Annotated in this window: 9 protein-coding genes; 7 read left to right on the top strand and 2 right to left on the bottom strand. The window is 43.8% G+C overall.

Features of this window, described 5'->3' with window-relative positions; translation table 11 throughout:
• Nucleotides 1–158: 158 nt before the first annotated feature.
• Entirely contained in the window at nucleotides 159–3,638 is a 3,480-nt protein-coding gene (locus tag Q9R24_RS11850; protein ID WP_311204582.1) for an Rne/Rng family ribonuclease, read from the bottom strand.
• Nucleotides 3,639–4,404: 766 nt separating this feature from the next.
• Here Q9R24_RS11850 and Q9R24_RS11845 point away from each other — a divergent pair.
• The 7 genes from Q9R24_RS11845 to Q9R24_RS11815 all read left to right on the top strand — a co-directional run bounded on the left by Q9R24_RS11845 (nucleotide 4,405) and on the right by Q9R24_RS11815 (nucleotide 12,362).
• Entirely contained in the window at nucleotides 4,405–5,361 is a 957-nt protein-coding gene (locus tag Q9R24_RS11845) for an RluA family pseudouridine synthase (protein WP_004278531.1), read from the top strand.
• A gap of 346 nt (nucleotides 5,362–5,707) precedes the next feature.
• Nucleotides 5,708–6,376 carry an HAD-IA family hydrolase gene (locus Q9R24_RS11840; protein ID WP_311204581.1) on the top strand — a complete coding sequence of 223 codons (669 nt, stop codon included), beginning with the start codon at nucleotides 5,708–5,710 and terminating at the stop codon, nucleotides 6,374–6,376.
• A 407-nt stretch (nucleotides 6,377–6,783) separates the two neighbouring features.
• Nucleotides 6,784–7,581 carry a fumarylacetoacetate hydrolase family protein gene (locus Q9R24_RS11835; RefSeq protein WP_311204580.1) on the top strand — a complete coding sequence of 266 codons (798 nt, stop codon included), beginning with the start codon at nucleotides 6,784–6,786 and terminating at the stop codon, nucleotides 7,579–7,581.
• A 24-nt stretch (nucleotides 7,582–7,605) separates the two neighbouring features.
• Entirely contained in the window at nucleotides 7,606–8,499 is an 894-nt protein-coding gene (locus tag Q9R24_RS11830; protein ID WP_004278526.1) for an acetaldehyde dehydrogenase (acetylating), read from the top strand.
• 11 nt (nucleotides 8,500–8,510) lie between these two features.
• Complete coding sequence (gene dmpG / locus Q9R24_RS11825; protein WP_311204579.1) at nucleotides 8,511–9,530, top strand: 4-hydroxy-2-oxovalerate aldolase; 1,020 nt, start codon at nucleotides 8,511–8,513, stop codon at nucleotides 9,528–9,530.
• Between the two features lie 429 nt (nucleotides 9,531–9,959).
• Nucleotides 9,960–11,222, top strand: coding sequence for an OprD family outer membrane porin (locus Q9R24_RS11820; protein ID WP_311204578.1), 1,263 nt, complete (start codon nucleotides 9,960–9,962; stop codon nucleotides 11,220–11,222).
• A gap of 279 nt (nucleotides 11,223–11,501) precedes the next feature.
• Nucleotides 11,502–12,362, top strand: coding sequence for an alpha/beta hydrolase (locus tag Q9R24_RS11815; RefSeq protein WP_311204577.1), 861 nt, complete (start codon nucleotides 11,502–11,504; stop codon nucleotides 12,360–12,362).
• A gap of 380 nt (nucleotides 12,363–12,742) precedes the next feature.
• Here Q9R24_RS11815 and hcaR read toward each other — a convergent pair whose 3' ends face one another.
• Nucleotides 12,743–13,651 carry a DNA-binding transcriptional regulator HcaR gene (gene hcaR, locus Q9R24_RS11810; RefSeq protein WP_224216949.1) on the bottom strand — a complete coding sequence of 303 codons (909 nt, stop codon included), beginning with the start codon at nucleotides 13,649–13,651 and terminating at the stop codon, nucleotides 12,743–12,745.
• Nucleotides 13,652–13,876: the final 225 nt, after the last annotated feature.

Genomic DNA, 13,876 nt, shown 5'->3' with positions numbered 1-13,876 from the left:
TTTCGTATCCGATACGTTCAATTTATATACAGTAGACGAGCTATCCATCTTTTAGCGTTAAAACACTAGTGCAATCAACCTATTCTGACTAAATCTAGCAAAAAAAAACCTAGTCATCGAAATGACTAGGTTTTTTTAGATGACTGCAATTGAGCAAATTATGATTCAGTTGCAGTATTGGCTTTTTTCGGTGGACGACCACGTGGACGACGTGGACGGGCAGCCTGTTTCTCTGCTTTTTCAGCTTCGCTGGCTTCAGTGTCTTCTGTTGTTACTTCGGCCTGATCCTGGGCTTCTGTAACAGGAGCTTCTGATTCAGCATTTGCTTCAACTGGCGCAGCATCTTCAGGTTGAGCTTCAGTCACTGGAGCCGCTTCTGTAGGAGCTGTATCTACTGGTGCCGTAGTTTCAGTTGCTTGTTCAGCTGGCTGAGCATTTACGGTTTCTTCAATAGCGATTTCAGTGGCTACTGGAGTTTCAGTTGCTGCTGCTTCAGCAGACTCTGCTTGTGCTTCTGTTGCTACAGGTGCTTCTGGTACAGTTTCAACTGCCGGAGCTGTTTCTACTTTAGCCTGTTGCTTGGCTTGTTGCAGGGCCTGTTCTGCAGCCTGTTTAGCCAGACGGCGACGCTCACGTGGATCGTTTGCGACACGTTTGTCCGACACCGGTTTTGGTGGAGTTAGATCCAGAACTGGAGCAGGCTCTGCTTCAACCTTAGCTACCGTCACTTGAACATCACGGGTGACCGGTTTTTTCTCTGCGACAGGCGATGCTGCAGCCACCAGACTCGCGTTGTACTCTTTTGTGAACTTCTCTAGAGCACGGTTGAAGGTTGGCAATAAACCAAACTGTTCAATGAGCACGGAGCAGTCTTCACCATAAACATGGCGAATCAGGCTACCAATAGTGAACTGACCCAAAGTTGGTACTTGTGACGGAGTCAACTTTTGAACTGTAGCCTGTTGAGGCTGTCCTTCACGTTGCTGACGACGACGCTGACGCGGATCGTTGCTGGCACGAGGTTTTTCAGCACTTGATTCTTCCGCTGTCACAACTTCTTCAGCAGGTGCTGTCAGTGCAGCTTCTACTACATTTTCAGCAGCGGCTTCTTCAACTGGCGCATCTGCCGGTGCAGTAACTTCAACCGCTGGCGTTACAACTGCAGCATTGTCATTCAATGCCACGATTTCGCTTTTCGCCTGGTCAATATTCACCACCATAGCAGTCGGCATCACGTCTTGACGTGGCGCATCGACCAATTCAACACGAAGCTGCTTGTCATTGACTGCTGGAACTTCAACGACTGCAGGTGCTGCTTGTTGAGCCTGCTCATTCAGCACGCTTGGATCGCGGTGGCGATTTGGACGTTCCTGACGTGGCTGGTTACGGCGGTCACGACGTGGCATTGCCTGTTGTGGCTGTTGTTCATTGTTTTGAACATCATTTTGCTGAGATGGCTCGTTGTGATGCTGACGGCGAGAATTACGCTTGTTTTCACGTGCTTCATGACGTTGCTCTTGACGAGATACCTGAACCACTTCTTCATGCACCTGATGTTGCTGAGGAGCGGAAGCTTCGGACTGAACCTGCTCACGCGGTTCTTTGTGCTTCGGATTGCGTGGTTTTTTATTGTTATGACGCGGCGCTCTTTCATCACGCTCTGCCGGTTTTTCAGCATCACGTTCCTGTTTTTGCGCTACAGTCGATGGTGCCAGATAGGCATTGCTGCTTGCCGGAGCAACCGGTTGAGACACTTGCTGTGGAGCAGGTTGTGCCACCGGTGCAGACAATTGACCGAACTGACCACGGCTCACCGCACCACCATTGATCATTTGTTCAATTGCTGCAGCTGCATTGTTGGCAGTACGCGATTGATCAACAGTCGCAGCCTGTTTTTGAACAAACAGGTTTTCTAACCAGGCACATGGGCTAGATGCAGGAGCAGCAACTTGTGCTTGGGCAGGAGCTTGTTGTGCAACAGGTGCTTGCTGTACATTTTGGTTTTGCTGGTTACGGCGTTTATTGTTTCTGCCGTTGTTTTGCTGTTGAGCAGGCGCTGGTGCAGCAGCATGCGTATGTTGTTCTTCTTCTAAATGCCATTCAGATGACTCATAGCCCAACTCTTTTTCACTTGAACGCGTAGCTTCAGTACGTTCATAGCTGGTTGGTGCAAAGCCTTCGGCATTATAAGTAATTTCATAATGCGGTGTTTCCAGATGCGGATGCGGCAACACAGTCACACGTACATTTGAAGTCTGTTCTAAATAGACCAAGGTGTGACGTTTTTCATTCAATAAGAAGGCAGCAATTTCGACTGGAACTTCGACTTGAACTTCACCATGACGTTCACGTAGCGCGATCTCTTCCACTTTACGCATAATCGAAAGTGATAAAGAACGAAGATCACGAACCATGCCGGTACCATGGCAGCGTGGGCAAACGTAGCCAGTCGCTTCTTCAAGAGAAGGACGCAGACGTTGACGGCTCATTTCCATCAAACCAAAACGTGACAATTGACCGAACTGGATACGGGCACGGTCACTTTGCGTCGCTTCACGCAGCTTCGCTTCCACCATACGCTGGTTGCGGTCTTTAGTCATGTCGATGAAGTCGATCACCACCAGACCACCGATATCACGTAAACGTAATTGACGCGCGATTTCTTCTGCCGCTTCAATATTGGTATTTAACGCGGTGTCTTCAACGTCGCTACCGCGAGTCGATTTTGCCGAGTTAATGTCAATTGACACTAAAGCTTCAGTTTGATCGATTACGATCGAACCGCCCGAAGGAAGTTTTACTTCACGTTCATAAGCAGTTTGAATTTGACTTTCAATCGCGAAATGCGCAAATAAAGGTTCATTTAAGGTATAAGTTTTCAGTTTTTCTAACTGACGTGGCATTACCGCTTTTACGAAGTTATAAGCTTCGTTATAAGCTTGTTCTGAGTCAATCAGGATTTCAGCAACATCATCACGCAGGTAGTCACGAATGGCACGTGTCACTACGCCCGCTTCCTGATGTACCAACATTGGCGATGGACCTGAACTTGCAGTGCTCTGGATTTGTGCCCAAAGGTCTAACAAGTGCTGTAAGTCGAGTTGCAATTCTTCTTGTGAACGACCGATCCCGGCAGTACGCACAATCACACTCATACCACGTGGCACGTTCAGTGTTGCCAGCATTTCTTTCAGTTCTTCACGCACTGAACCAGAAATCTGACGGCTGATACCACCACCTTTAGGGTTGTTTGGCATCAAGACCAAATAACGGCCAGCAAGTGAGATAAAAGTAGACAGGGCAGCGCCTTTATTGCCACGCTCTTCTTTTTCCACCTGAACCAGAAGTTCGGTGCCTTCAGTGATCAGTTCACGGATATTTGAAGTTTGGCGAGGGTCGGCTTTGTAATATGAATTTGCGATTTCACGCATTGACAGGAAGCCTTGGCGACCTGCACCGTATTCAACGAATACAGCTTCTAAAGAAGGTTCAACGCGAGTCACGTGACCTTTGTAGATATTGGATTTTTTTTGTTCACGGGTACGATTTTCTAAATCAAAATCGTAAAGACGCTGACCAGTGACAAGTGCAACGCGAATTTCTTCGGCATGTGTTGCATTAATCAACATACGTTTCATGGGTGTAACACCTTATAGTGATACACAGCAAAAAATCGCTATACACGTAGCGAACATCACACATCACGGATCAATGGCTCAAATCTGCAATGAATTTCATTGTGGTTTGAGTCTTTTATGACCGAGCTCTATTTAATATAGATGGGCTTCGGTTTTTGATTCACGTATTGATGATGGCAATACGGCTTCAATCTTTAAACGGATTAAAGTCACCTGAACGCTTCACTGGCGGACGAGCGGTGCATTGGATGTGTGTAACTTTCACTGTCACATTGCTCGAAGATCATCCCTTCTTTATAGAAAGTGTCTTGATACGGAATTGTCGTCGTATCTTTACAAACTGTGCAGATCCAATGCATCAACGCTGTAGCCTGAAGTCGTCTTCAGGTTGCGACTAATCTGATGTGTATCAGTTTACGTTTAAAAACCAACAAAGTTGGCGACATATTTTTTAAGACAAACTGATTTATGTACCTGAGGTACAATTAAACGCAACAGTTTGCTTTGTTTGCCGATATAATAAGCCTTCGGCGTGGCATAATTCTTTGGGGACCTTCCCGTATCATGTGAGTCTTTAATTGAACAATCAAGTTCAGAAAAATCTGAAATGATTCAACTTTTACTCACAAACGATGGTTTCCGTGCGCTGACTATATCAAACCTTGCATCATCTGCCTATGGGCTAAGCTTATGTTTCTTGTGTAAAGCATAACCTAAGTGATCAGTTTTTAATCAATTTTAGTATTTTTTGGGTCATAGTAACTGTATGAATTCTACGCAACAATGGCAAAACGTCACTTGGTTTGAAGTGGATGAACATCAAGATGGACAACGCATCGATAATTTCCTGTTTAGTCGTCTGAAAGGTGTGCCAAAAAGCCGTATCTATCGTCTGATTCGTGAAGGCCAGGTTCGCGTTAATAAAAAACGCATTAAAGCAGAAACCAAACTCGCAATCGGTGACCAGATTCGCGTTGCGCCGATTCGCTATGAACAAAAAGATGAATCTGCTGCACCTGTTTCTGACAAAGTGGCACAAGGCTTATTGGCCCGTGTGATTTATGAAGATGAAGGTTTGATGGTCGTGAATAAACCTTCCGGGATTGCTGTGCATGGTGGTAGCGGTGTGGCCTATGGCCTGATTGAGGGCTTGCGTGCCGCAACCGGTAAAAAGTATCTGGAACTGATTCACCGGATTGACCGTGATACTTCCGGTCTGGTGATGATTTCCAAAAAGCGTAGCGTGTTGAAAACATTACAAGATATGTTGCGTGAACATAAAATCAAAAAAACCTATGCCGCTGTAGTAAAAGGGCAGGTCAGTCTGGATAAACAGCTGATTGATGCACCTTTACATCGTTACGAGCTGGCCAATGGTGAACGTCGTGTCTGCGTGTCCCCGAAAGAAGGTAAAGAGTCTAAAACCCAGTGGAATGTGCAGGAACGTTTTATGCATGCCACACTGGTGTATGCATCTCCGCTTTCTGGTCGTACCCATCAGATTCGTGTTCATGGTTTGAGTATTGGTCATCCGCTAGTAGGCGATGAAAAGTATGGTCATGAAACAGAATATCGTGGGCCAAAACCACGCCGTTTGTGTTTACATGCAATGCGTCTGGACATTCCGGGCTATCCAGCAATTGAAGCACCATTGCCAGAAGATATGCAGAGTCTGGTGGCGCAGTTAAGAGCGCAGAAAGCGGATAAACCGGCTGCCCAATAAGGACTTATTTTTTCTTTTAATAAATTTAATCCACCCTCACCCTCCTTTGAAAAAGGAGGGAATTCCCCTATTTCTTAAAGAGGGCTAGGGGAGATTAAATTTCGAAAGAATCCTTTCCCTAAGCAGCACTGCTGAGCAAGTCTCCTTCTTGCACGTCGTTTAAAGCAGTGCTTTAAACTCGTTCAGGAGAGGGAACGTTACTTATTAAAGAGTAATGTTGAATTAAAACTTCATTGATAATTCGACTTTATTGGTTCTTTTATTAAAGTCATTTGCTTAAGAATGAAAAATTCCTTCTCCTTGTAGGAGAGGGCTTCAAGACTGAATCAAATTTAGGAAATCTTTTATGAACTCACCTGTAAAATTGGTCATTTTCGATTGGGATGGCACTTTATTTGATTCAGTGGGTCAAATCGTAGCGAGTTTGCAGTTTGCCGCACAGCAATTTCAGCAGCCTTTAACGGATGCAGATGCCAAAAGTATTATTGGCCTAGGTTTGCCAGAAGTCGCACAGCGACTTTTCCCAACCGTGCCAGATTTACATGCAGATATTTTGCAGGCCTATTCCGATCATTATGTTGCCAACTCATCGGGAGATTCCTGGTTTGAAGGCGTAGCGCACATGCTCGCAGATTTACAGCAGCAAGGCGTGAAGCTGGCAGTAGCCACAGGGAAAAGCCGTAAAGGTCTGGATCGTGTATTAAAACAGACAAACAGTGAAGAGCTGTTTGTGACCACGCGCGCAGCCAGCGAAACCCGTTCCAAACCTCATCCATTAATGTTAGAAGAAATTCTGGCAGAAACCGGTGTGCAGGCTGATCATGCGATTATGGTCGGTGATACGTCTTATGATCTGGAAATGGCGAAAAATATTGCCATGCCAAGTGTTGGGGTAAGTTATGGCGTACATGCGCCTGAACTTTTAGCACAATTTAATCCAGTCTGTATCGTGGATGATGTGGCTGCTTTGCATAGCGCATTGTTGGCTAAAGTCCAATGGAAACAAGCAGTTTAATCCAGTATCTTGGTTGCAGTGCAAGGAATGTGTTTCCCCGGTTTAAATTGGCTGGGGAATGCTGTAGATTTAAGCGCTGGTTCTTATCTTTTAGTCTAAAGTCGTAATTGTACTGATTTTATTCGGTCATATTATGGTAGTTATTTTGCTAAATAACGATATGTTTTAAATAATAAGATTTTGTTTTATCTAAATTTTTATGAATTCTCCTTATAGATAATAGCTATAGCAAAAAATAAAATAACTATTGGCACAAACGCCGGATTTTTCCCATCCTAAAACTGTTTATTCCTATGCTCGCTCTGAGAAAGGCAGTCCATGCGGATGATCAGCTTGATCATGTTCATATTTTCTGTCCCTCTTAGATCCCAGCATAAGCCTAATTTTTGCAGTTTAAGGAAACATTGATGTCGAATTCTGCTGTTGTTGAATCAGTTGCACAAGCACTTCGTAGCGCTGAATTATCACAAACTACGATTGCACCGATTCGCCCGGAACTTGGCGGTGAAAGTGCTGACGTAGATATCGCCTATGCCGTTCAGGAAGTGAATACCGAGCGTGCTTTGTCTGAAGGTCGCCGTCTGGTGGGTCGTAAAATTGGTTTGACGTCTAAAGTCGTTCAAGCGCAACTGGGTGTAGATCAGCCGGATTTCGGTATGTTATTTGCCGACATGGCCTATGGCGATGGTGAAGCAATTCCAGCTGGCCTTCTGATTCAGCCGAAAGTTGAAGCAGAAATCGCATTGGTGATTAACCAGGATTTAACCAAAGAAAAACACACCTATGCAGACATTATCAGCGCAACTGATTATGCATTGCCTGCAATTGAAGTGGTCGATAGCCGTATCGAAAACTGGAAAATCAGCCTGATTGATACTGTAGCAGATAACGCATCTTCTGCTGCATTTGTCTTGGGTTCTCAGCCGGTTAAATTAGAGAATCTTGATCTGGTGAACTGCAAGATGGTGATGACGCGTGGTGAAGAAGTCGTGTCTCAAGGCGTGGGTAAAGCATGTCTGGCAAACCCATTGAATGCTGCTGTTTGGCTGGCTGATGAAATGGTACGCCGTGGTCGTCCGCTGTTAAAAGGTGACATCATCTTGACGGGTGCTTTAGGTCCAATGGTTGTGGCGCAACCAGGTGATGAATTCAAGGTTGAAATTGAAGGCTTCGGTTCAGTAACCGCTGCATTCGCTGCTGAATAATCAAGATTCCAAGAGAGTACATTCATGAAAAAGATTAAATGTGCAATGATCGGTCCAGGGAATATTGGTACTGATTTGCTTTATAAATTACAACGTAGCGAATGGTTAGAGCCGGTATGGATGGTGGGGATTGACCCGACTTCTGAAGGTTTGGCGCGTGCTGCGAAAATGGGTTTAAAAACCACCGCTGAAGGTGTGGATGGTCTTCTTCCTCACGTGATTGCAGATGATATTAAAATTGCATTCGATGCAACGTCTGCATACGTACATGCTGAAAATAGCCGCAAGCTCAATGAACTTGGTGTACTGATGATTGACTTGACGCCTGCTGCGATCGGTCCATTCTGCGTACCACCTGTAAACCTGGAAGCATTGCTTGCGGGTGGCGAAGTGCCAAACGTAAACATGGTCACCTGTGGCGGTCAGGCAACGATTCCGATGGTTGCTGCAGTTTCTCGCGTTCAGCCTGTTGAATATGGTGAGATCATTGCAACGGTATCGACTAAATCAGTAGGTCCAGGTACACGTAAAAACATTGATGAATTTACCCGTACCACTGCCGGTGCCATTGAGAAAGTGGGCGGCGCGAAACAGGGTAAAGCGATTATCATCATCAACCCGGCTGAGCCACCACTGATGATGCGTGACACGGTTCACTGTCTGGTAGAGGGTGAACCGGATCAAGCGGCGATCACTGAATCTGTACACGCAATGATTAAAGAAGTTCAAAAATATGTACCGGGTTACAAGCTTGTCAATGGTCCAGTTTTTGATGGCAACCGCGTGTCAATTTACTTAGAAGTTGAAGGTCTTGGTGATTTCCTGCCGAAATATGCGGGTAACCTTGACATCATGACTGCTGCTGCAGCACGTACTGCAGAGATGTTTGCAGAACACGTATTCAATAAAGACGCTTAAGGAGCAACCACATGTCTAAGATTATTGTTCATGATATGACTTTGCGTGATGGTATGCATCCACAGCGCCATCAAACCACTGTTGAGCAAATGATTGCAATTTCAACAGCACTTGATGATGCAGGCGTACCTTTAATTGAAGTCACGCATGGTGACGGCCTTGGCGGTTCATCCGTCAACTACGGTTTTGCTGCGGCAACGGATGAAGAATACCTGTCTGCTGTTGTGCCACGTATGAAAAATGCAAAAGTATCTGCATTGCTTCTGCCTGGGATCGGTACGGTTGACCATTTAAAAATGGCGCATGAAATTGGTGTGTCTACTATTCGTGTTGCAACGCACTGTACAGAAGCGGATTGCTCAGAACAGCACATCACGGCTGCACGCAAACTAGACATGGACACGGTCGGTTTCTTGATGTTGGCGCACATGGCATCTCCTGAAAAATTGCTTGAAGAAGCGAACAAGATGGTGTCTTACGGTGCAAACTGTATCTATGTGACTGACTCAGCAGGTTACATGCTTCCTCAAGACGTGATCGACCGTGTGGGTCACTTACGTCAACACTTGGATTCAAGCATTGAGCTTGGTTTCCATGGTCACCACAACTTAGGTATGGGTGTATCGAATACTGTTGCTGCTGTTCAAGCAGGTGCAGTACGTGTTGACTTGGCATCTGCTGGTCTTGGTGCTGGCGCTGGTAACACACCACTTGAGCTGTTTATCGCTGTGGCAAACCGTATGGGTATGGACACTGGCGTTGACTTGTTCAAAGTGCAAGACGTTGCTGAAGATCTAGTGATTCCAATGATGCACAACCCGATTCGTGCCGACCGTGATGCGGCAACTTTAGGTTATGCGGGTGTTTACTCGTCATTCCTGTTATTTGCTAAACGTGCTGAAGCGAAATATGGCGTATCTGCGCGTGAAATCCTGATGGAACTTGGTCGCCGTGGTACGGTAGGTGGTCAGGAAGACATGATTGAAGACTTGGCATTAACCATGTCTAAAGCTCGTGAGTTACAAGCTTAATTTTTAATGCCGTGGTATTAAAATAAGTCCAATAAAAAAGCATCCAAAGTGGATGCTTTTTTATTATGAAGTAGATTTAATAATATAATAAAACTCTGATCTCAGATATTTTAGTTATAGTGTTATGTGAAGATTATTTTAGTTTAATTTTTTCCTTAAACATAAAAACGATAAATAAAAAATATTATCTTAAAGTTTTTAAAAAAATTGCGCTTATTAATAAAGGAAACAGAAATTTGAATTAAATATCTGGTCAAATTTTTATTTTCATTAATCGGTTTAAAATCTAAGAGATTGAGTGCTTAAATCTGGGCCCGGAATATGCAGAGCTAAAAGAGCAAAAGTTTAATACTGTGGTCGGATTTTTTATTTAAACCGACTTGCGCATGATGGCTGCATGGATTTTATCAGCTGAATGGGGAACTCATCATGCGTCGTCACAATTTATGGATTGCAATGCTTGCTGCGACAGCAACTTTAGGGACAACTGCAACGAATGCAGACTTTATTGACGACAGCAATGTTCAACTCAAATTTAAAAACTTTTATCTAGACCGTCAGTATCAAGATAACTACTCATCACGTAACTGGGGTTCTTGGTCACAAGGCGTGACTCTGGATGCCAAGTCCGGTTATCACGATATCGGTGGTGGTGTGCAGGTCGGTGCTGATGTACTGGTTCAGCATGCAGTTAAACTCAATGGCCGTGATAAAAATCCGGACTGGGTTTTACCACACGATGGCAAAGAATCAAAAGACCATTTCGGTAAAGTCGGCGCGACCTTAAAAGCCAAAGTGTCACAAACTGAACTGAAAGTCGGTGAGTTATTGCCTGTATCTCCAGTCTTGGTATTTGATCCATCGCGTCAGTTATTGACGACTTATAGTGGTGCCTGGTTAGAGTCTAAAGACCTTAAAGATACCAAGTTAACTCTGGCTTATATTGATGGTATTAACAACCGTTATGACAACCAGTTCCGTGATTTAACTAAATTTGCTCCACCAAGTTTCTATGATACGGGTGCTGAAGCTGATGGCATGTGGATTGCGGGTGTAGACCACCAACTTACTAAAGAAGTAGGGGCGAGCTACTGGTATGCCGATGTTCAAGACATTTACCAACAGCATTATCTGGGTGTGAATTATAAAACTGCGCTTGGTGAAAAAACCAAATTAGATAGCCACATCCGTTACTTCGATAACTCGGAGTCAGGTGACAAGCTGTATGGTGAGATCGATAACCAAGCATTATCTGTCGCTGCAAAAGTGAATCATGGTGCACATACCGTAGGTGTAGGTTACCAGCAAATGTTTGGTGATAGCGCATTCCCGACATTGGGTGGCTGGGTGCCACAGCCTTATCTGGCGAACTGGGGGGTAGCGACTTTTACCGCGCCAGAAGAAAAGTCATGGAGTGTTTCTTATGGCTATGACTTCTCTGAAATGGGTGCAAAAGGCTTAAATGCAACAGCCGTATATTTCAAAGGTTATGATCAGAAAGGTACTGGGGCGTATCAAGGTCAGAACTTCAATACGGATGAAGTGAATGCCATCGTGAACTACACTGTGCCAGAAGGTAAATTAAAAGGTTTGGGTGTACAGGCGATGTATATTGATGTGAATTTTGCCAATCCAGCAAAACCAGACCTGCAAGAATACCGTGTCGCCACCACTTATACGCATAAATTCTAATACGCGTATATTTTAAAAGCAGTCAGTCTTCTGGCTGCTTTTTGGTTTAAGAATGCAGTTAAAGCCTTAGTTTATGTAGGGTTTAATTTATAAAAAAATATATAAAACAAATACTTAAATTATATCTATTTTGTTGGGTGCAATCGTAATTTTGTATCAGTTTGCTGCGGTTGAGCGGTTAATATAAGGGTGTACACAAGTCATTTTAATGAGTCAACTTGACGTCGAATTCTTGAAAATAGAGGGACACGCAAGCGAAAGACTGTAAGAGGAAGCAATATGAGCACTGTTCAAATCCCTGACTATCAAACAGATCCATTCTTTGGCTTAGAAGACAAATGGATTGAAACTGCTGAAGGCGAGTTGACCCATTACCACGAAATTGGTGAAGGTACGCCTATTCTATTTTTACACGGTTCAGGTACAGGTGTATCGGCCGCGGCAAACTGGTGGTTAAACCTGCCACAAATTGGTGAGCAAGCGCGTTGTATCGCGATTGATACCATTGGTTATGGCCAAACTGTGGTTGCACCGGGTACTGAATATGGTATCCGTGCCTGGGTAGATCATGCGATCCGTACGCTAGATGCTTTGGGTATCGAAAAAACCTGGTTGGTCGGTAACTCTCTGGGTGGCTGGTTAGCATTCCAGATGGCATTGGATTATCCAGATCGTATTTTGGGTATCGTGTCTATGGGTACGGGCGGTGCGAAACAGACAGCTGCACTTAAAGCTCACGCAAACCCAGTTCTTACAGAAGAAGGAATCAAGAAAACCCTTTCTATGTTTGTCGTAAACAAAGACCTGATTACTGATGAACTGGTAAAAGTACGTTTTGCTTCTGCTGCAAATGACTATGCATCAAATCGTTTAATGGATGTGGTTGGCGCACGTGACCGTGACCGTTTCGAATTCTCATTAGACTTCGAAAAAATGAAAGACATTACTGTGCCTGTACTATTGATTCATGGTACGCAAGACGTGGTGATTCCGGTTTCTCGTACTTGGGACATCCTGAACATCGTGCCAAATGCTGATGCACATATCTTCAGCCAATGTGGTCACTGGTCTCAAGTTGAAAAAGCAGATGAGTTCAACACTGTGATCAAAAACTACTTGGCTGTACACGGCGTAAAATAAGCTCGATGTAGTTTTAAAAAGGATGGCTTCGGTCATCCTTTTTTATATCGGGAATATTTAAGGTAGCGTACCTAAGTGAGTTTGATTCTCATTTATTTGGATAAATCTAAAAATCTAATAATTTTTATAGGTTTGAGCTATTTAAACTGAGAAAAATCCGAATTAAATTTTATTAGACTTAAGTGGTAAATGCAGCACATTTAGAGCTAAAAATACACAATTTTGGTCGAGGTCAAGTGACAAATTTAAACGCTAGAAATAGATTCTTTATCACAAAATAGAATTAAAAACGAATTCTTAAGCATAAAATAATAAAACAAAAAAAGCACATGCCTATCAAAAGTTGAATGGCATATGCTTAATGCAGAGAAGAAATAGGATTAATTTTGTTCGCTACGGTTAATATCCAGATAGAACACACGGGTCAAGAGTTCAAGAAATTTGCTGACGGCATAGGATTTGTTGTTTTTATGGTAGCTGACATACAGGTCTAAATAGGGCAATTCCACGTCCAGCGGACGAATCACGGTATTATCCATGGTTAGTGGTGCAATATAGCCAGGCAAAATGGTACAGCCTAGGCCCATTCCGATCGAGTTGATATTAAATAAAATATTATCGGCCTTTTGCACGATATTGAGTTCAATGCCGTTGGCTTTGGCAAAGTCCAGAATAGCCTGGTTCAGGGTCAAGGACTGCTCTGCTGATGGAATAATAAAATCAATCCCATTCAATGCTTTAGCAGGAATTCTTTCGTATTTTGCTAAGGGGTGATCTTTAGGCAGGAGAAAAATCAGCGGTTCACGAATCACGAACTGGCTTTCAATTTCATCACTATTAAAATTATGGCGGGTAAATGTAAGATCCAGATCGCCTTTTTTTAACAAACGCATCTGCTCATTGTTGTTCAGGCTGAGCAGTTCAATTTTTAAATCCGGGTTCTGTACACGTAGATTTGGCAAGATATAGGGGAAGATTTTCATCTCGGCCACCGGTACAAAACCTATGCGGAGCATTTGCTGCTTGGCCTGTGACACCTGACGTGCCATGGCAACGGCTTTATCTGCCTGTGCAAGAGTAAGACGAGCCTGTTCCAGGAATACGGCGCCTTCTTCGGTCAGCTCTACTTTACGTTTGGTCCGGTTGAGTAGCTTTACCCCGACATCCTCTTCCAGGTCTTTGATTTGCTGGCTAAGTGAGGGTTGAGCCGTATAAAGTTTAAGTGCTGCCTTACTAAAATTGAGCTCTTCAGCAACGGTGATAAAGTAGCGAAGGTGTCGTAATTCCATGTCATCAACCCAAAGAGTAATCCAAAAAATGTCTTACTATAATTTCCTCAAAGTATAATCTATAAACAACTATGTCGTGAAGATTATTTTCCCATTCATAAACTAAATGCTCTGGCGGGATTAATAGATGTTTTAATATAAAAATTCACGTGCTTAATAATTGCTTTAAGCTCTTAATTGAAACAAAAAAAATATTTCCCGAAAAACGCTGTCAAATCCATCATC

The organism is Acinetobacter sp. RRD8 (assembly GCF_031844225.1).
GTDB lineage: Bacteria > Pseudomonadota > Gammaproteobacteria > Pseudomonadales > Moraxellaceae > Acinetobacter.
This window is presented reverse-complemented; position numbering and strand designations above follow the sequence as displayed.

Excerpts from the sequence above, each read along its gene's own strand:
- Q9R24_RS11850 (WP_311204582.1), bottom strand. The coding sequence starts at position 3,638 with ATGAAACGTATGTTGATTAATGCAACACATGCCGAAGAAATTCGCGTT.
- Q9R24_RS11845 (WP_004278531.1), top strand. The coding sequence starts at position 4,405 with ATGAATTCTACGCAACAATGGCAAAACGTCACTTGGTTTGAAGTGGAT.
- Q9R24_RS11840 (WP_311204581.1), top strand. The coding sequence starts at position 5,708 with ATGAACTCACCTGTAAAATTGGTCATTTTCGATTGGGATGGCACTTTA.
- Q9R24_RS11835 (WP_311204580.1), top strand. The coding sequence starts at position 6,784 with ATGTCGAATTCTGCTGTTGTTGAATCAGTTGCACAAGCACTTCGTAGC.
- Q9R24_RS11830 (WP_004278526.1), top strand. The coding sequence starts at position 7,606 with ATGAAAAAGATTAAATGTGCAATGATCGGTCCAGGGAATATTGGTACT.
- dmpG (WP_311204579.1), top strand. The coding sequence starts at position 8,511 with ATGTCTAAGATTATTGTTCATGATATGACTTTGCGTGATGGTATGCAT.
- Q9R24_RS11820 (WP_311204578.1), top strand. The coding sequence starts at position 9,960 with ATGCGTCGTCACAATTTATGGATTGCAATGCTTGCTGCGACAGCAACT.
- Q9R24_RS11815 (WP_311204577.1), top strand. The coding sequence starts at position 11,502 with ATGAGCACTGTTCAAATCCCTGACTATCAAACAGATCCATTCTTTGGC.
- hcaR (WP_224216949.1), bottom strand. The coding sequence starts at position 13,651 with ATGGAATTACGACACCTTCGCTACTTTATCACCGTTGCTGAAGAGCTC.